We start from the raw sequence: 18,105 nt of genomic DNA on the forward strand, positions 1-18,105 counted from the left end.
CGCTTCTGACCTGCGGTTTTCGAGATCGTTCGGGCTTGTTCGGCGGTCGTCTTGCTGTTAGCTTGCCCAGGCTTACTGACTGATGGCTTGTCCAGACAAGTAGCTGGCCTGGAACCACAGGCCCCGATCGCAGGAGTACAGACGTGAACCCATCCCGACCGGCCCGCCTCGCATCCCTCGCGGCAGCCGTGCTCGCGACCGCGACGGTGGTCAGCGGCTGCGGGGCCGCCCCCACCGCCGATGCCGCCGACAGCAAGGCGGCGAAGGCGGAATCGGCAGCGGACCTCGGCGGGATGGCGGCCCTCGCCAAGGCGGCCAAGAAGGAAGGGACGCTGAACGTCTACGCGCTCGCCCCCGACTGGGCGAACTACGGCGAGATGATCTCGGCCTTCGAGAAGAAGTACGGCATCAAGGTCAACAACGAGAACCCCGGCGGCAGCAGCCAGCAGGCCCTCAACGCGGCGGCCAAGCGCAAGGGCCAGGACCGGGCCGTCGACGCGCTCGACCTCGGCACCGCGTACATGCAGCAGGCCAAGGCGCAGAAGCTGCTCGCCCCGTACAAGGTCACCGGCTGGAACGGCATACCCGCCGCCCAGAAGCAGGCCGACGGCTCGTACTTGAACAACTACGGCGGCTACATCTCGATCGGCTGCGACGCCAAGGCCGTCACGCACTGCCCGAAGACCTTCAAGGACCTGCTGAAGCCGGAGTACAAGGACAAGGTCGCCCTGAACGGCAATCCGGGCGAGTCCAGTTCGGCGCTGGCCGCCGTCTTCGCCGCCTCGCTGGCCAGTGGCGGCTCCCTCGACGACGTACAGCCCGGCCTCGACTTCTTCAAGGAGCTGAAGAAGAAGGGCAACTACGTTCCCGCCGAGTCGACCCTCGCCACCATCCAGAAGGGCGAGACGCCCCTCTCGATCGACTGGGACTACCTCAACCTCGGGTACGCCGCGAAGCTCAAGGCCAAGGGTGTCGACTGGAAGGTCACGGCCCCGGCCGACGCCGAGTACTCCAACTACTACAACCAGGGCGTCAACAAGTACGCCCCGCACCCGGCGGCCGCCCGCCTGTGGATGGAGTTCCTCTACAGCACCGAGGGCCAGAACACCTGGCTGCGCGGCTTCTCCCGGCCCGCACTGCTCGACGTCATGGAGAAGAACGGCACCGCCGACAAGGCCGCGGCAGCGCTCCCCGAGGTGAAGGGCACCGCGAAGACCGCGAGCCCCGCGCAGGAGGCCAAGGCCAAGGAGGCCGTCGTGCAGGGCTGGGCCAAGGCGGTCAGCTGACGATGGCCGACCACGCCGTTGACGCGGCCGTCGTCGCCGATGCGAAACCGGCCGTACGCCGCCGGGGCCGCCACCGCTGGCCCGCCGTCGTCCCGTACTTCGTCTTCCTCGCGCTCTGCTTCGGGCTGCCCGCGGGGACCATGGCGTACAACGCCTTCATGGTCGCCGACCCGAGCGGCGCCACCCGGTTCGGCACCGGCAACGTCAGCAACTCGCTCTCCGGGGCGTACGCGACCGGGCTCACCGGAAGCATCGAACTCTCCGTCGTCAGCGCCCTGCTGGCCACCCTCTTCGGCGCGCTGATCGCCCAGGCCGTCGCCTCGTCGGGACGCCCCGCGCTGCGCAAGGCGGTCGTCGCGGCCTCCGGGGTCTTCGCCAACTTCGCCGGTGCGCCGCTCGCCTTCGCCTTCATCGCCACCCTCGGCACCACCGGCACGCTCACCAGGCTGCTGTCGCTGCGCTCCACCGGCTTCAGCCTCTACAGCTTCACCGGCCTGGTGCTCGCCTACCTCTACTTCATGATCCCGCTGATGGTCGTGACCGTGCTGCCCGCGCTCGACGGGCTGCGCACCCAGTGGCAGGAGGCCGCCGCGTCCTGCGGCGCCACCCGCCGGCAGTTCTGGCTGCACATCGGCATCCCGGTGCTGACGCCCTCACTGCTCGGCGGCGCGGTCCTGATGTTCGGCACCGCCTTCGCCTCACAGGCCACCGCGGCGGTGATGACGGGGAGTTCGGTGCCGCTGATCACCCTCCAGATCTCCAACGCCCTCAACGGCAACGTGCTGGCCGGGCAGGAGAACCTGGCGCTCGCCATGAGCCTCAACATGGTCGTGATCGCGCTGCTCGTGATGACCGTACAGATCCCGCTGCAGCGACGGAGTGCCCGATGGCTCGGATGACGACAGCAGGCACGGCCGGGCGCACCCGCCTCCCGGTGCTCGTCCTGGCCGCGCTCTACTTCCTGGTACCGGTCCTGGCCTCGCTCTGGTTCACGGTCGACAACGCCGACGGGATCAGCTTCGACCCGTACACCAAGGGCCTCGGCTCCGACGGGATGACCAGCAGTCTGCTGCTCTCGCTGGGGCTCGGGCTCGCCACCGTCGTGCTCGGGCTCGCCCTGATGGTGCCGACGACGGTCGCGGTCGCCCTGTACTTCCCGGGGCTGCGGCGTACGGTCGAGATCCTCTCCATGATGCCGCTGGTGGTGCCTCCGATCGCGCTGGTCGCGGGTGTCAGCACCGTTCTGTCCTGGCAGCAGGACCTCGCCACGACCCCGCTCTACGGGACCTTCCAGGCCCTGCAGAACCAGGACTTCCCGCTGATCCTCGTGCTGGTCTACACGGTGATGTCGCTGCCGTTCCTGTACCGCTCGCTGGACGCGGGGCTGCGCGCCGTCGATCTCCGTACGCTCGTCGAGGCGTCCCGGAGCCTGGGCGCATCGCGCATCCAGACCCTGCTGCGGGTCGTCGTACCGAACCTGCGCTCCGCGGTGATCGGCGGGGCCGTGCTCAGCCTGGCCATGGTGCTCGGCGAGTACACCGTCGCCTCCGTGCTCGGCTTCGCACCGTTCGCCGTGTGGATGGTGCAGGTCGGCGACAGTGAGGCCCAACTCTCCGTCGCCGCTGCGATGTTGAGTCTTCTGATCAGCTGGGGGCTGCTGCTCCTGCTCACCACCCTGGCCGGCGGCCGCAACCGAAGGAAGGCCACACCATGAGTGTTCCCGTACAACTGAGGAACCTGCGCAGGGACTTCGGCCCCACGGTGGCACTCGCCGGTCTCGACCTGGACATCGGACCCGGCGAACTGGTGGCGCTGCTCGGGCCTTCCGGGTGCGGGAAGACCACCGCGCTGCGCATCATCGCGGGCTTCGAGTCCGCGGACAGCGGCGAACTGCTGATGGACGGGCGGGACGTCACCTCCGTGCCCGCCCACCGGCGCGACATCGGCATGGTGTTCCAGTCGTACAGCCTCTTCCCGAACATGACCGCCGCCGAGAACGTGGCGTACGGGCTGCGGGTACGTGGGAAGGCCGCGGCGGAGCGGCGTACGCGCTCCGCCGGACTCCTGGAACTGGTCGGCCTCCCCGGCCGCGGGGACCACTACCCGCACCAGCTCTCCGGCGGCCAGCAGCAGCGCGTGGCACTGGCCCGCGCACTCGCCGTCCAGCCGCGGGTGCTGCTCCTCGACGAGCCGCTGTCCGCGCTGGACGCCAAGGTGCGGCTCACGCTGCGCGAGGAGATCCGCCGTATCCAGCTGGAGCTGGCCATCACCACGGTCTTCGTCACGCACGACCAGGAGGAGGCGCTGTCCATGGCGGACCGCGTCGCCGTGATGAAGGACGGCAGGCTGGAGCAGTGCGCGGCCCCGTCCGAGCTGTACGAACGCCCGGCGACGCCGTTCGTGGCCGAGTTCGTCGGCACGATGAACCGGCTGCCCGGCACGGTGCGCGACGGGGGAGTGGTGGAGCTCTTCGGCCGCAGGCTCCCCATCCACGGGGACGCGCCTGCCACCGGCCGGGAGGTCGATGTACTGCTGCGGCCGGAAGGGCTCGCGGTCGGCGCGGCGGACGCGGACGGGGGGACCGGGGCGACCGTACGGGTGGCGACCTTCCTCGGGCCCACCACGCGGCTGCACCTCACCACGGACGGCGGGGTCGCGCTCAAGGCGGATCTGCCGAGCTGGGAGGCCGGGAAGCTCACTGTGGGGGCGCGGTGCACGCTTTTGCCGCACGAGAATCCGGTGCTTGTCGCTGAGCGGTGAGGTGTGGGGGCTGCTCAGGTGTGGGCGGCGCCGAAGGGTGCGGGTGTATCGCGCAGCCTTCGGCGCGCTCGTCCTCGATCTCCCCCAGACTTCGTCCGGGGGGACCCCCAGGACGGGCTTGATCTGCCCGCTGTCCGGCGGTTGAGGACAAGCCCCGGCCCCGGCGTCCGCGCTCAGACCAGCGCCGCTCCCGGCAGTTCCACCTTCGCGCCCAGTTCGATCAGCTTGTCGAGGAAGTTCTCGTAGCCGCGGTTGATCAGGTCGATCCCGTGCACCCGCGACGTGCCCTCGGCCGCCAGCGCGGCGATCAGGTACGAGAAGCCGCCGCGCAGGTCGGGGATGACCAGGTCGGCGCCCTGCAGCCTGGTGGGGCCGCTGACGACCGCCGAGTGCAGGAAGTTGCGCTGGCCGAAGCGGCAGTCCGAACCGCCCAGGCACTCGCGGTAGAGCTGGATGTGCGCGCCCATCTGGTTCAGCGCGGACGTGAAGCCGAGCCGGGACTCGTACACCGTCTCGTGGACGATGGACAGGCCGCTCGCCTGTGTCAGCGCCACCACCAGGGGCTGCTGCCAGTCGGTCTGGAACCCGGGGTGGACGTCCGTCTCCAGCGCGATGGCGTTGAGCGGGCCGCCCGGGTGCCAGAAGCGGATGCCCTCGTCGTCGATCTCGAAGGCGCCGCCGACCCGGCGGAACGTGTTGAGGAACGTCATCATCGAGCGCTGCTGGGCGCCGCGCACATAGATGTTGCCCCCGGTCGCCAGCGCGGCCGACGCCCAGGACGCGGCCTCCAGACGGTCCGGCAGCGCGCGGTGGTTGTAGCCGCCGAGCTGGTCGACACCGGTGATCCGGATCGTCCGGTCGGTGTCCATCGAGATGATCGCGCCCATCTTCTGCAGCACGCAGATGAGGTCCTCGATCTCCGGCTCCACGGCGGCGTTCGACAGCTCGGTGACGCCCTCGGCGAGCACGGCCGTCAGCAGCACCTGCTCGGTCGAGCCGACCGACGGGTACGGCAGCCGGATCTTGCAGCCGCGCAGCCGCTGCGGGGCCTCCAGGTACTGGCCGTCCGCCCGCTTCTCGATCGTCGCGCCGAACTGGCGCAGCACCTCGAAGTGGAAGTCGATCGGCCGGCCGCCGATGTCGCAGCCGCCCAGACCGGGGATGAACGCGTGACCCAGCCGGTGCAGCAGCGGGCCGCAGAAGAGGATCGGGATGCGCGAGGAGCCCGCGTGGGCGTCGATGTCCGCGACGTTGGCGCTCTCGACGTGCGACGGGTCGAGGATCAGCTCGCCCGGTTCCTCACCGGGGCGGACGGTCACACCGTGCAGCTGGAGCAGCCCGCGCACGACGCGTACGTCCCGGATGTCGGGGACATTGCGCAGTCGGCTCGGACCGCTGCCGAGCAGGGCGGCGACCATCGCCTTGGGCACGAGGTTCTTCGCGCCGCGAACGCGGATCTCGCCCTCGAGCGGGTTGCCGCCGTGGACGAGCAGGACATCGTCGGTGCCAGTGCCGGTCATGAATCTCGCGTTCCGGTGGAGGGGGTGGACAGAGGGGCAGTCTCACAGAGTAAGGGGCGGACACCCCCCTTCCATAAGGCAACAGGGGGCTGTCGTGCGTCATGACTTCGCTACAACACGCTCCGTGCGGGATCGGTCACGGCCGGCCGCCGTACCCGGGACCGCTCCGGCTGCCCGCAGAACCGCGCTCCTCCCGCGCTGAACTGCGCCGGGAACGCGCTCCCGGCCCCGCGTCCCACGCAGCGCGAAAGTGCGGGATCATGTCTGCCATGACGGAGGTGTCCTCGCTCACAGGGCGGCTGCTCGTGGCCTCGCCCGCCCTGGCGGACCCGAATTTCGACCGTGCCGTGGTGCTCGTCCTCGACCATGACGGGGAGGGTTCGCTCGGCGTGGTCCTGAACCGCCCGACCCCGGTCGGCGTCGGTGAGATCCTGGCGGGCTGGGAGCAGCTCACCGGCGAGCCCGGCGTCGTCTTCCAGGGCGGCCCGGTCTCGCTGGACTCGGCGCTGGGCATCGCGGTGATCCCCGGCGGCGCCAGGAGTGGCGGGGCTTTCGAGGTCCCCGGCATCGACGAACCCACCCCCCGGCGCAGGCCGTGGGGCGACGCGGCCACGGGGCTGCGGCGCCGCGCCGACCGCAACGACCCCATCGGCTGGCGGCGGGTGTACGGCGCGATCGGCCTGGTCGATCTGGAGACCCCGCCCGAACTGCTCGCGGCGGCGCTCGGCTCGCTGCGGATCTTCGCCGGTTACGCGGGCTGGAGCCCGGGGCAGCTGGCCGAGGAGGTGGCGGCGGGGGCCTGGTACGTGGTGGATTCGGAGCCCGGTGACGTGTCGTCGCCGCACCCGGACGGGCTGTGGCGGTCGGTGCTGAGGCGCCAGCGGAGCGGTCTGGCGATGATCGCCACGTATCCGGAGGACCCTTCGCTGAACTGAAGGTGAAATGAGTCAGTACCCTTGGCCCCCATGAGCACTCTTGAGCCCGAGCGCGGGGCAGGTACGGGGACCCTCGTAGAGCCGACGCCCCAGGTGTCGAACGGCGACGGCGACCACGAGCGCTTCGCCCACTATGTCCAGAAGGACAAGATCATGGCGAGCGCGCTGGAAGGCACGCCTGTTGTCGCACTGTGCGGCAAGGTCTGGGTGCCGGGCCGCGACCCGAAGAAGTATCCGGTCTGTCCCATGTGCAAGGAGATCTACGAGTCCATGGGCGCCGGTGGCGACAAGGACAAGGGCGGCAAGGACGGCGGCAAGAAGTAGCGCCCCGCTCCACCCGTCCCGCTCCACTCCGTCCAGCTCGTCCACCCTGTCCCGCTCCTCCGCAGGCGCACGGAACGGCCGGGGCCTCCTCCGGGAGGCCGGCCGCCGGTGCGCCTGTACGTCTGTGCTGCCCCTCTCCCCGGGCCCCTCTTCTCTCCTCTTCCTACCGGTGAATTGGTCTATGCCACTCGCCTGTGGGTCCGGCAGGATGGGCGCATGGATCTGATTCCCGCGCCCCTCGGCGCACAGGAGACGCAGAACGGCGGTGCGTTCACCCTGGACGCCGGCACGGTCATCGACGCCGGACCCGGCACCGAGGGGGTCGCCCGGTGGCTGCGGCAGGTGCTCGGTGACGCGACCGGACTGCCGCTGGGCCCCGGCTCCCCTTCGAGTGCTGATTGCGGTTCGAGTGCTGATTCCGGTTCCGGTTCCGGTTCCGTTTCGGGTTCCGGTTCCGGTTCCGTTTCGGGAGATGGTGGGGACGGGCGGGCCGTACGGCTGCGGATCGACCCCGCGGGTGTCGCCGGCCCCGAGGCGTACACGCTGTCCGTCGACAGTGACGGTGTCCGCCTGCGCGGCGGCAGCGCGACCGGTGTCTTCTGGGGCGCGCAGACGCTCCGTCAGCTGCTCGGCCCCGACGCCTTCCGCCGGGCGCCGCTGCGCCCCGGCGCCCCGTGGCTGATTCCCGCCTGCGCCATCGAGGACAGCCCCCGGTTCGCCTGGCGCGGCATGATGCTCGACGTGGCACGGCACTTCATGCCCAAGGACGGTGTCCTGCGCTATCTCGACCTGCTCGCCGCCCACAAGCTGAACGTCTTCCACTTCCACCTCACCGACGACCAGGGATGGCGCATCGAGATCAAGCGCTATCCGCGGCTGACGGAGGTCGGCGCCTGGCGCTCCCGTACGAAGTGGGGCCACCGCGCCTCTCCGCTCTGGGACGAGAAGCCGCACGGCGGTTACTACACCCAGGACGACATCCGCGAGATCGTCGCGTACGCCGCCGAGCGTCACATCACCGTCGTCCCCGAGATCGACGTCCCGGGCCACTCGCAGGCCGCCATCGCCGCCTATCCGGAGCTCGGCAACACCGATGTCATCGACACGGCCGCCCTCACCGTCTGGGACACCTGGGGCATCAACCCCAATGTGCTCGCCCCCACGGAGAGTTCGCTGCGCTTCTACGAAGGCGTACTGGAGGAGGTCCTCGCCCTCTTCCCGTCGACCTTCATCCACCTCGGGGGCGACGAGTGCCCCAAGGACCAGTGGAAGGAGTCCGCGGCCGCCCAGGCGAACATCGAAGGGCTGGGGCTCGGCAACGAGGACGAACTCCAGTCCTGGTTCATCCTGCACTTCGACCGCTGGCTCGCCGAGCGCGGCCGGCGTCTCATCGGATGGGACGAGATCCTGGAGGGCGGCCTCGCCCCGGGTGCGGCCGTCTCGTCCTGGCGCGGCTACGCGGCCGGGATCGCCGCGGCCGAGGCAGGCCACGACGTGGTCATGTGCCCCGAGCAGCAGGTGTATCTGGACCACCGGCAGGACGGCGGCGACGACGAGCCGATGCCCATCGGTTACGTCCGCACCCTGGAGGACGTCTACCGCTTCGAGCCCGTGCCGCCGGAGCTGAGCCCCGAGGCCGCCGCCCACGTACTCGGCACCCAGGCCAACGTCTGGACCGAGGTGATGGAGAACCAGAGCCGGGTGGACTACCAGGTGTTCCCGAGGCTCGCGGCCTTCGCGGAAGTCGCCTGGTCGGCGCTGCCGGAACCGGCGGCCCGGGACTTCGCGGACTTCGGCCGGCGGATGGCCGTGCACTACGCCCGACTTGACGCGCTCGGTGTCCAGTACCGCCCGCCCGGCGGCCCGTTGCCCTCGCAGCAGCGGCCCGCCCCCGCCGGGATGGCGCCCGCGGCTCTCGGACGCCCGATCGAGGGGGCGCCCCCAAACGTGTGAGCGTGCGGGCAAGGTGTGTACCGGTTTCCCGGCTCTCCGCCACCATGTACCGCCGGGCCGAACAACTCCGGCAACGGGTGCAGAAGAGAGCTAATCGGCACTTCGCGGCAATCATGCGTGAATGCGGACGTTCAGTCTGGGAAGGGATGGATCTGCCCTTCGCGGACCCTCCCGTCGGGCAGTCCGGAAGATGTGCCAGAGTTGCCTCGTCCGGGCTATGAGCACGTACCGTACGGCGCAACAGGCGGGACAGCCGGGACACCGGGACACCGGGAAGGGGCAGCTGGGTTGACCACGCACGCACCGCAGGCGGCGCAGTCCGTGACGCTGCCGACATCGCTCGACGAGGCTGTGGCGGCACTGACGGCCATGCCTGCCGCCGTCCCCGTCGCGGGCGGCACCGATCTGATGGCGGCCGTGAACTCGGGGCTTCTGCGGCCCACGGGACTTGTCGGACTCGGCAGGATCAGCGAGATCCGCGGCTGGCACTACCAGGACGGCCACGCGCTGCTCGGCGCCGGCCTCACGCACGCCCGGATGGGACGGCCCGACTTCGCCGCGCTCATCCCCGCGCTGGCCGCCGCCGCGCGCGCCGCGGGCCCGCCGCAGATCCGTAACGCCGGCACGCTCGGCGGCAACATCGTCACCGCCGCACCGACCGGCGACGCGCTGCCCGTGCTGGCCGCGCTGGAGGCCACCCTGGTCGTCGCGGGGCCGGACGGCTCCCGCCGCGAGACCCCGGTGTCGCATCTGCTCGCGGGCCGGGACATGCTCCAGCCCGCCGAACTCGTGGGCTTCGTACGGGTACCGCTGCTGCACGCGCCCCAGGTCTTCCTCAAGGCCACCGGGCGTACCGGCCCCGGCCGCGCCACCGCTTCGGTCGCGGTGGTCCTCGATCCGGCCAGGCGCGGTGTGCGCTGCGCGGTGGGAGCCGTCGCGCCGATGCCGCTGCGGCCGATGGAGGCCGAGCAGTGGATCGCCTCGCTCATCGACTGGGACGGCGAACGCGGGCTGGCGCAGGAGGCGCTCACCGCCTTCGGCGAGTACGTCGCCGCCGCCTGCATCCCCGACGCGGCGCCGCCCCCCGACGGGGGAGAGGCGCAGCCGCTGCCCCCGGCCGTACTGCACTTGCGGCGGACCGTCGCCGCACTGGCCCGGCGAGCACTGGGGAGGGCACTGTCGTGACGACCAACGACGACCGGGGCGGCTGGCAGCCGGTCCCGCAGGGCGGTGAGTACGACGCCGAGGCCACCGCATTCGTACAACTGCCGGAGGGCATGGACGCATCCAGCACCCCGCTGGCCGCGCCCGGCCACGGGTACGTACCGCCGATGATCCTGCCGCTGACCCCGGCAGCGGGCACGGACCCGGCCGCCACCGGGCAGTGGACGGTGCCGCAGGCGCCGGAGCAGGCGGATCCGTCCCATCAGCCGCACCAGTCCGACCAGCCCTACGCATCCGACCAGCCCTACGCATCCGGCCAGCCCTACGCGTCCGGCCGGCCTTACCCGTCCGGCCAGTCCCACCAGCCCTACCCGTCCCAGCACGTGCCGGAGACGCCGTACTGGCCGGAGCCCGTGCAGGATCCGCACGCCGGTCCGGGGTACCCGCAGGAGCCGATGGCCACGGGCCAGTGGACGTTCGGCGACGCGCAGGACTCACCCGTCGCTGAACAGCCGCACCAGCCGCAGCAACAGCCGCACCCGCAGCAGCACCAGCCGCACCAGCAGCACGGCGGGGATCTCACCGGCCAGTGGACGATCCCGGTCGCCGAGGGGGACGTCCCCGAGGAGTCCGGTGAGTACACCGCCTCCTCGCTGGCGCGCCCGGCCACGCTGCCCGGTGGTGCGCGCGCGCCCTGGGCCGTACCGGTGGAGCCCGAGCCGGACCACGGCACTCCGGCCGATGGCACCCCCGTACCGCAGGACGAGCACGAGACGGGCGCCGAGCCGCCCGCACCCGCCGGGGACGGACACGGAACTGCGGCTGGAGAGCCTGACGTTCCGGGGGCCGGTTACGGAACCGGCCACGACCACGACGGATCCGCCGGGCACGGTGGCGAGCACGGCGCGCACGACCCCCGGGACCCGCGCGAGGCCCAGCCCCAAGCCCAGACCCAAGCCCCGCATCCCGCACCGGACCGGCACGACGTCCCGGCCCCCCGCGCGGCCGAGTTCGACGCGGCGCCCGGGGCAGGCCCGGAGACCGCTCCTCCCGCAGCCGGTCCCGGTGGTGCGCACCCCGACGCGGTGCACCCCGCTGCCGCGCACACGGACCCCGTGCACACCGACCCCGTGCGCACCGACCCCGTGCGCACGGACACCGTGCACACCGATGCTGTGGTCTCCGACGCCGTGGTCGCCGAGCCCGGCACGGAAGTCCCCGGCGTGGAAGTCCCCGGTACGGAAGTCCCCGGCGCGCTGCCCGCAGCCGACGCGGTCCCCGCCGCCTGGGGCGAGCACACCCCCACCTCGTACGTCCTGCGCGTGAACGGCACCGACCGCCCCGTCACCGACGCCTGGATCGGCGAGTCGCTGCTCTACGTCCTGCGCGAGCGCCTCGGTCTCGCGGGCGCCAAGGACGGCTGCTCGCAGGGCGAGTGCGGTGCCTGCAACGTCCAGGTGGACGGCCGGCTCGTCGCCTCCTGCCTGGTTCCCGCCGCCACCGCAGCCGGTTCCGAGGTCCGTACGGTCGAGGGCCTCGCCGTCAACGGCGAACCCTCCGACGTGCAGCGCGCGCTCGCCGAGTGCGGAGCCGTCCAGTGCGGTTTCTGCATCCCGGGCATGGCCATGACGGTCCATGACCTCCTGGAGGGCAACCACGCCCCCACCGAACTCGAAACCAGACAAGCCCTGTGCGGCAACCTCTGCCGCTGCTCCGGCTACCGGGGTGTGCTGGACGCGGTGGGCGAGGTGGTCGCCGGGCGCGCGGAGGCGGGCGCCGCGTCCGAAGAGGCCCGTATCCCGCACCAGGCAGCACCCGGCTCCGGCAGTATGCAGCCGGACAACCCGCAGCAGCATGACGGAGGCATGGCGTGAGCAGCGACGCGGCCACCGCGGCCACCGCGAAGTCCCCTGAGGCGGACGGCCCGGAGGAGGAGCAGCCCGCGCACGGGCTCGGCGCGTCCCTCCCGCCGGCCGACACCCGCGCGAAGACCGAGGGCACCTTCCCCTACGCGTCCGACCTGTGGGCCGAGGGCCTTCTCTGGGCCGCCGTACTGCGCTCCGCGCACCCGCACGCCCGGATCCTCTCCATCGACACGTCCGAGGCGTCCGCGATGCCCGGCGTCCACGCGGTGGTCACGCACGCCGACATCCCCGGCGACGCCGCGCACGGACGCACGGTCGCCGACCGCCCCGTCTTCGCGTCCGAACTGGTCCGCCACCACGGCGAGGCCATCGCCGCGGTCGCCGCCGACCATCCGGACACCGCCCGGCTCGCCGCGGCCGCCATCGCGGTCGAGTACGAGGTGCTGGAGCCGGTCACCGACCCGGAGCAGGCGTTCGAGGCCGAACCGCTGCACCCCGACGGCAATTTGATCCGCCACATCCCGCTGCGGTTCGGCGACCCGGACATCACCGGCGAGGTCATCGTCGAGGGCCTCTACCGGATCGGCCGCCAGGACCCGGCGCCCATCGGCGCCGAGGCCGGGCTCGCCGTGCCCCGGCCCGACGGCGGTGTCGAGATCTACACCGCGTCCACCGACCCGCACACCGACCGCGACCTGGCCGCCGCCTGCTTCGGCCTGGAGCCCGACCGGGTCAAGGTCGTGGTGACCGGAGTGCCCGGCGCGACCGGCGACCGCGAGGACACCAGCTTCCAGCTCCCGCTCGGTTTGCTCGCGCTGAAGACCGGCTGCCCGGTCAAGCTGGCCGCGACCCGCGAGGAGTCCTTCCTCGGCCACGCCCACCGCCACCCGACCCTGCTGCGCTACCGCCACCACGCGGACGCCGAAGGCCGCCTGGTGAAGGTCGAGGCGCAGATCCTGCTGGACGCGGGCGCGTACGCCGACGCCTCGTCCGAATCGCTGGCGGCTGCCGTCTCGTTCGCCTGCGGTCCCTACGTCGTCCCGCACGCCTTCATCGAGGGCTGGGCGGTCCGTACGAACAACCCGCCGTCCGGCCATGTCCGCGGCGAGGGTGCGCTCCAGGTCTGCGCCGCATACGAGGGCCAGATGGACAAGCTCGCGGCCAGGCTCTCCCTCGATCCGGCCGAACTGCGGCTGCGCAATGTACTGGCCACCGGCGATCTGCTGCCCACCGGACAGTCCATCACCTGCCCGGCCCCGGTCGCCGAACTCCTGCGTTCCGTCAAGGACTTCCCGCTGCCCGCGCTGCCCAAGGACACCCCCGAGGGCGACTGGCTGCTGCCCGGAGGACTTGAGGGCGCGGGCGAGCCGGGCGCGGTGCGCCGCGGCGTCGGCTACGCGCTGGGCATGGTCCACATGCTCGGCGCCGAGGGCGCCGACGAGGTCTCCACGGCCACGGTCAAGGTCCACGACGGGGTCGCCACGGTCATCTGTGCCGCCGTCGAGACCGGCCAGGGCTTCTCCACGCTGGCCCGGCAGATCGTGCAGGACACCCTCGGCATCGAGGAGGTCCATGTCGCGTCCGTCGACACCGACCAGCCCCCGGCCGGGCCCGCCACGCACGGCAGGCACACCTGGGTCTCCGGCGGCGCCGTGGAGCGGGCGGCGAAGATGGTCCGCACCCAGCTGCTCCAGCCGCTGGCCCACCAGTTCGGGATGTCCACCGAACTGCTCCAGATCGCCGACGGCAAGATCACCTCGTACGACGGGGTGCTCTCCACGACGGTCACCGAGGCCATGGACGGCAAGGAACTCTGGGCGACGGCCCAGTGCCGTCCGCATCCGACCGAGCCGCTCGACGAGTCGGGCCAGGGCGACGCCTTCGTCGGCCTCGCCTTCTGCGCGATCCGCGCGGTGGTGGACGTCGACATCGAACTGGGCTCGGTCCGGGTCGTGGAGATGGCCGTCGCCCAGGACGTCGGCCGGGTCCTCAACCCCCGGCTGCTGGCCTCCCGTATCGAGGCGGGCGTCACGCAGGGCGTCGGCGCGGCCCTCACCGAGAACCTCCGTACGACGCGGGGCGTGGTCCGCCACCCGGACCTGACCGGATACGCGCTCCCCACGTCCCTGGACACACCGGACATCCGCATCGTGAAACTCATCGAGGAGCGCGACGTGGTGGCCCCGTTCGGCGCGAAGGCGGCGAGCGCGGTGCCGGTGGTCACGTCTCCGGCCGCGGTGGCGGCGGCGGTACGGGCGGCGACCGGCCGCCCGGTGAGCCGGCTCCCGATCCGGCCACAGGCCGCGGTGGTCACGGGCTGAGCAAGGGCCGGTCTTCCTGCGGCAGTTGAGGGCTGGGGGCGGCTCAGGCAGTTGAGCTGCTCCCCGCCGCAGCACACCGCCCCCCGTCCCGCCCATGGTTCGCGCCCACGTCACACATATGGGCATAGCGCGCGTTCCGGAGGATGCCCGTTCCCGCGCAGGGGTAGTGCTGCTCTGATCAGCGACCTCATGGGAAAGGCCGAACGTCAGTGTCAGCAAAGCCTTTTGAACTGCCGGAGTTCTACCTGCCGCATCCGGCCAGGCTGAATCCCCATCTCGAAGAGGCGAGAGCCCACACCAAGCGGTGGGCCAGGGGCATGGGAATGCTGGAGGGATCGGGGGTCTGGGACGAGCGCGACCTCGACGCCCACGACTACGCCCTGCTCTGCGCCTACACCCACCCGGACTGCGGCGGACCCGAGCTGTCGCTCGTGACCGACTGGTACGTGTGGGTGTTCTTCTTCGACGACCACTTCCTGGAGCTGTTCAAGCGGTCGCAGGACCGGCAGGGCGGCAAGGCGTATCTGGACCGGCTGCCCGCCTTCATGCCGATGGATCTGGCCGACGGGTTCCCCGAGCCGCAGAACCAGGTGGAAGCGGGCCTGGCCGACCTCTGGGCGCGCACCGTCCCCGGTATGTCGATGGAGTGGCGGGAACGTTTCGCCGTGAGCACAGAGAACCTGCTCAACGAGTCCCTCTGGGAACTCTCCAACATCAACGCGGGGCGGGTCTCCAACCCCGTCGAGTACATCGAGATGCGGCGCAAGGTCGGCGGCGCGCCCTGGTCGGCCGGGCTCATCGAGTACGCGACGGGTGCGGAGGTGCCCGTGGTCATCGCGGGATCGCGCCCGCTGCGCGTGCTGAAGGACACGTTCTCGGACGCCGTGCATCTGCGCAACGACCTCTTCTCGTACGAGCGGGAGATCCAGGAGGAGGGCGAACTCAGCAACGGGGTCCTGGTCCTTGAGACCTTCCTCGGCTGCACCACCCAGGAGGCGGCGGAGGCGGTCAACGATCTGCTCACCGCGCGGCTCCATCAGTTCGAGAACACCTTCTTCACCGAACTCGGCCCGCTCTTCGCCGAGTTCGGCGTCGGGCCGGAGGGTGTGGCCGACACGCTCACCTATGCGAAGGGGCTCCAGGACTGGCAGTCCGGCGGCCATGAGTGGCACCTGCGCTCCAGCCGCTACATGAACGACGGCGGTGCGGTGGCGGAATCGGCACCGGCTCTGCCGCTCGGGCCGCTGGGGCTCGGCACGTCCGCCGCGGACATCAAACGGCTCATGGGGAAGACGGGGGCCGCCCGGCTGCGCAACCATCTGCATGTGCCGCACCAGCACGTCGGACCGTCCCGGCTCCCGGACTTCGACATGCCGTTCGAGCTCTCGCTCTCGCCGCATCTGGAGACCGCGCGGCGCCATCTCGTCGCATGGGCGCACCGGGTGCGGATGCTCGACGACATCTGGGACGAGCGGCTGCTCACCGGTTACGACTTCCCGCTCTGTGCCGCGGGCATGGACCCGGACGCCACCGCGGACGAACTGGACCTCGCGTCCGGCTGGCTGGCCTGGGGGACGTACGCCGACGACTACTTCCCGCTGGTGTACGGGCGGGCCCGCGACCTCGCGGGCGCGAAGGTGCAGAACGAGCGGTTCTCGCTCCTCATGCCGCTGGAGGGGGAGGAGGCGCCCCCGCCGGAGAACGTCATGGAGCGGGCGCTGGCCGACCTGTGGGCACGCACGGCGGCCCCGATGGACGGCGCCGCGCGCCGCGCTTTCCGTACGGCGGTGGAGAAGATGACGGCCGCCTGGCTCTGGGAGCTCGCCAACCAGGCGCAGCACCGCATCCCGGAACCGGTCGACTACATCGAGATGCGCCGGATGACCTTCGGCTCCGATCTGACGATGTCCCTGGCCAGGCTCGGCCACGGGCACCGGATCCCGGACGAGGTCTTCCGCAGCGGGCCGGTGAAGTCGCTGGAGAGCTCGGCCGCGGACTACGCCTGCCTGATGAACGACGTCTTCTCGTACCAGAAGGAGATCGAGTTCGAGGGGGAGGTGCACAACGCCGTCCTGGTCGTCCAGGCGTTCTTCACCGTCGACTACCCGACCGCGCTGGCCATGGTCGATGACCTGATGGTGTCGCGTATGCGGCAGTTCCGGCATGTGGCCGAGCACGAGATCCCGGTCGTCTGCGAGGACTTCGGGCTCGACGACGCGACCCGCGACGCGCTGGGGAGCTATGTGCGGGAGCTGGAGGACTGGATGGCGGCCATCCTGAACTGGCACCGCGGGACCCGCAGGTACGCGGAGGCCGATCTGCTCGCGGGCGGGCCCGGCTCCCGCTTGCTGCCGGCTGTTCCGTCGGGTTTCGGCATGGCGGCACTGGGGCTGGCGGAGCTGGTCAGCCGGGGGTGAGGCGGCGGCTGCGCGCCTGGAGAGCAGGGGGACGCCCGGACGCCCGGACGCCTGGAGGGGGCGTCCGGGCCCGCGCGGTACCCGGACGCCACTGCCGCATGTCGGGTTTGCGGCATATTTCCTATAGTGGGCTGAGTCCCGCACCCCGATGAGGAGTCAGTCGCATGAGCAATCTGTTTGTCGTCGCCTACGACGACGTCGCCACCGCCAACCAGGTCCGCGACAAGGTCGTGACGCTGAGCCGCCAGCACCTCATCGACCTGGAGGACGTGGTCGTGGTCGAGCGCCGCGAATCCGACGGCAAGATCAAGCTGCACCAGGGCATGAACCTCACTGCGGCCGGAGCGACCGGAGGTGCGCTCTGGGGCGGGCTCATCGGGATGCTCTTCCTCGCGCCGCTGCTCGGCGCGGCCGTCGGAGCCGCGGCGGGCGCGGCGGGCGGAGCCGTCAGCGACGCCGGGGTGAACGACGACTTCATGCGCGAGGTCAGCCAGAACCTCCGCCCGGGGAGCGCGGCGCTCTTCGCACTGGCCAAGTCGGAAGCGGTCGACAAGGTAGTGGCGGAACTGGCGCCGTTCGGCGGCCAGCTGGTCCAGACGTCGCTCTCGACGGAGGACGAGGAGCACCTGAAGTCGATGGTCCAGGCGGCCCGGGGCGGCGGGAGGGAACAGCCGACGACGCGGCCGGAGACATCTGCGGCACCGGCCGAGGGTACGGAGCAGCGGCCGACGACGCGGCCGGAGGCCTGAGGGCCGGGACACCCGGAGGGGCCCGGCGTCCGGTCAGGCGGCCGGCACTTCCCGGCAGCCCGCGGCGGGTACGACCCGGGTGTCGATGGTGACGCCGCCACGCGGCCGCCCGCCGGCGATATCCGCCGCCCGCAGGCAGAAGTGCACCCACATGTTGAACTGGATCTCCTTGGACACCCGGAGCCGGCAGTACAGCAGGTCCGCCAGCCGGTCGCCCGCCCGGGACCAGGCCTCGATCTCGAAGGCGAGCAGTTCTCCTTCGTCCCTGGCCCGGAACTCGATCTGACCCGCTTCGAGATGGCCCCGCAGCGTGCCGAACCTGAACGACGTCGCGTCCTGGTGGAGTACGCGTACGGGCCCGTCCCACGGTCCGGGCATCCGCACCCGGTATTCGTCGCCCGTTCGCACGGTTCCGGTGCGGCCGGCCGTCTTGTGGAACACCGCGGCGCCACGCGGGGCTGCTTGGTTGAGGTCGGCCATGACGGAGCCCATCAGCTCCCGCGGACTCATCCCGCTGCCGTCGATCAGGACGGAGAAGCGCCGGTGGAGCATCGGTCCGGAGCCGTCCTCCAGGCGCTTGCTGTGCCGGTCGGCCAACTCGGCGGGCACCACGGGCGGCAGGTCGCTGCTGCCGCCCGCCTCCTCGCTGCGGTGCAGCGCGCGGATCCGCCAGAGGTAGTTCCAGGACATGATCGCCACCCCGGCGGGGAACCGCGCGACAGTCCCGAGACGGCGCCGACGGGACAGCTGCCACGGTTGCTCGGTATGCGCTGACGTCATACGGTTCACGATACGGGCAAACTGCACAGTT

At 71.3% G+C, this 18,105-nt stretch carries 14 protein-coding genes; 12 read left to right on the forward strand and 2 right to left on the reverse strand.

Annotation, left to right across the window (positions count from 1 at the left end; genetic code table 11):
• Positions 1-143 precede the first annotated feature (143 nt).
• From OG210_RS19975 to OG210_RS19990, 4 genes are read left to right on the forward strand one after another with little or no spacing between them, the layout of a single operon-like run.
• Entirely contained in the window at positions 144-1,286 is a 1,143-nt protein-coding gene (locus OG210_RS19975; RefSeq protein ID WP_371538020.1) for an ABC transporter substrate-binding protein, read from the forward strand.
• Positions 1,287-1,288: 2 nt separating this feature from the next.
• A complete protein-coding gene (locus OG210_RS19980) occupies positions 1,289-2,185 on the forward strand; it encodes an ABC transporter permease subunit (RefSeq protein ID WP_328327067.1) in 897 nt (298 codons plus the stop codon).
• Positions 2,173-3,000 carry an ABC transporter permease gene (locus OG210_RS19985; RefSeq protein ID WP_371538023.1) on the forward strand — a complete coding sequence of 276 codons (828 nt, stop codon included), beginning with the start codon at positions 2,173-2,175 and terminating at the stop codon, positions 2,998-3,000. The genes OG210_RS19980 and OG210_RS19985 overlap by 13 nt, the downstream gene beginning before the upstream one ends.
• Positions 2,997-4,046 carry an ABC transporter ATP-binding protein gene (locus tag OG210_RS19990; RefSeq protein WP_371538025.1) on the forward strand — a complete coding sequence of 350 codons (1,050 nt, stop codon included), beginning with the start codon at positions 2,997-2,999 and terminating at the stop codon, positions 4,044-4,046. The genes OG210_RS19985 and OG210_RS19990 overlap by 4 nt, the downstream gene beginning before the upstream one ends.
• 173 nt (positions 4,047-4,219) lie before the next feature.
• Here OG210_RS19990 and murA read toward each other — a convergent pair whose 3' ends face one another.
• Positions 4,220-5,566 (reverse strand): UDP-N-acetylglucosamine 1-carboxyvinyltransferase, encoded by a 1,347-nt coding sequence (gene murA / locus OG210_RS19995; protein ID WP_328327061.1) that lies wholly within the window; start codon positions 5,564-5,566, stop codon positions 4,220-4,222.
• A gap of 269 nt (positions 5,567-5,835) precedes the next feature.
• Between murA and OG210_RS20000 the strand changes: the two genes are divergently transcribed.
• From OG210_RS20000 to OG210_RS20035, 8 genes are all read left to right on the forward strand, one after another.
• A complete protein-coding gene (locus tag OG210_RS20000) occupies positions 5,836-6,501 on the forward strand; it encodes a YqgE/AlgH family protein (RefSeq protein ID WP_328335443.1) in 666 nt (221 codons plus the stop codon).
• A gap of 30 nt (positions 6,502-6,531) precedes the next feature.
• A complete protein-coding gene (locus OG210_RS20005) occupies positions 6,532-6,825 on the forward strand; it encodes a DUF3039 domain-containing protein (RefSeq protein WP_164266014.1) in 294 nt (97 codons plus the stop codon).
• A gap of 216 nt (positions 6,826-7,041) precedes the next feature.
• Complete coding sequence (locus OG210_RS20010; protein ID WP_371538029.1) at positions 7,042-8,778, forward strand: beta-N-acetylhexosaminidase; 1,737 nt, start codon at positions 7,042-7,044, stop codon at positions 8,776-8,778.
• Positions 8,779-9,066: 288 nt separating this feature from the next.
• Positions 9,067-9,963: an FAD binding domain-containing protein gene (locus tag OG210_RS20015; protein ID WP_328327057.1), complete on the forward strand. Its 897-nt coding sequence runs from the start codon at positions 9,067-9,069 to the stop codon at positions 9,961-9,963.
• A gap of 92 nt (positions 9,964-10,055) precedes the next feature.
• Positions 10,056-11,816, forward strand: a complete 1,761-nt coding sequence (locus OG210_RS20020) for a 2Fe-2S iron-sulfur cluster-binding protein (RefSeq protein ID WP_371540387.1) — start codon at positions 10,056-10,058, stop codon at positions 11,814-11,816.
• Positions 11,813-14,128, forward strand: coding sequence for a xanthine dehydrogenase family protein molybdopterin-binding subunit (locus tag OG210_RS20025; RefSeq protein WP_328327055.1), 2,316 nt, complete (start codon positions 11,813-11,815; stop codon positions 14,126-14,128). The genes OG210_RS20020 and OG210_RS20025 overlap by 4 nt, the downstream gene beginning before the upstream one ends.
• Before the next feature lie 209 nt (positions 14,129-14,337).
• The gene (locus tag OG210_RS20030) at positions 14,338-16,545 is read left to right on the forward strand and encodes a germacradienol/geosmin synthase (protein WP_371538034.1); all 2,208 of its coding nucleotides are present in this window, start codon (positions 14,338-14,340) and stop codon (positions 16,543-16,545) included.
• A gap of 164 nt (positions 16,546-16,709) precedes the next feature.
• Positions 16,710-17,294: a DUF1269 domain-containing protein gene (locus OG210_RS20035; RefSeq protein ID WP_328327051.1), complete on the forward strand. Its 585-nt coding sequence runs from the start codon at positions 16,710-16,712 to the stop codon at positions 17,292-17,294.
• 33 nt (positions 17,295-17,327) lie between these two features.
• Here the strand turns inward: OG210_RS20035 and OG210_RS20040 are convergent, their stop codons facing one another.
• A complete protein-coding gene (locus tag OG210_RS20040) occupies positions 17,328-18,074 on the reverse strand; it encodes a DUF1990 family protein (protein ID WP_328327049.1) in 747 nt (248 codons plus the stop codon).
• Positions 18,075-18,105: the final 31 nt, after the last annotated feature.

The organism is Streptomyces sp. NBC_00466 (genome assembly GCF_041433995.1).
GTDB lineage: Bacteria > Actinomycetota > Actinomycetes > Streptomycetales > Streptomycetaceae > Streptomyces.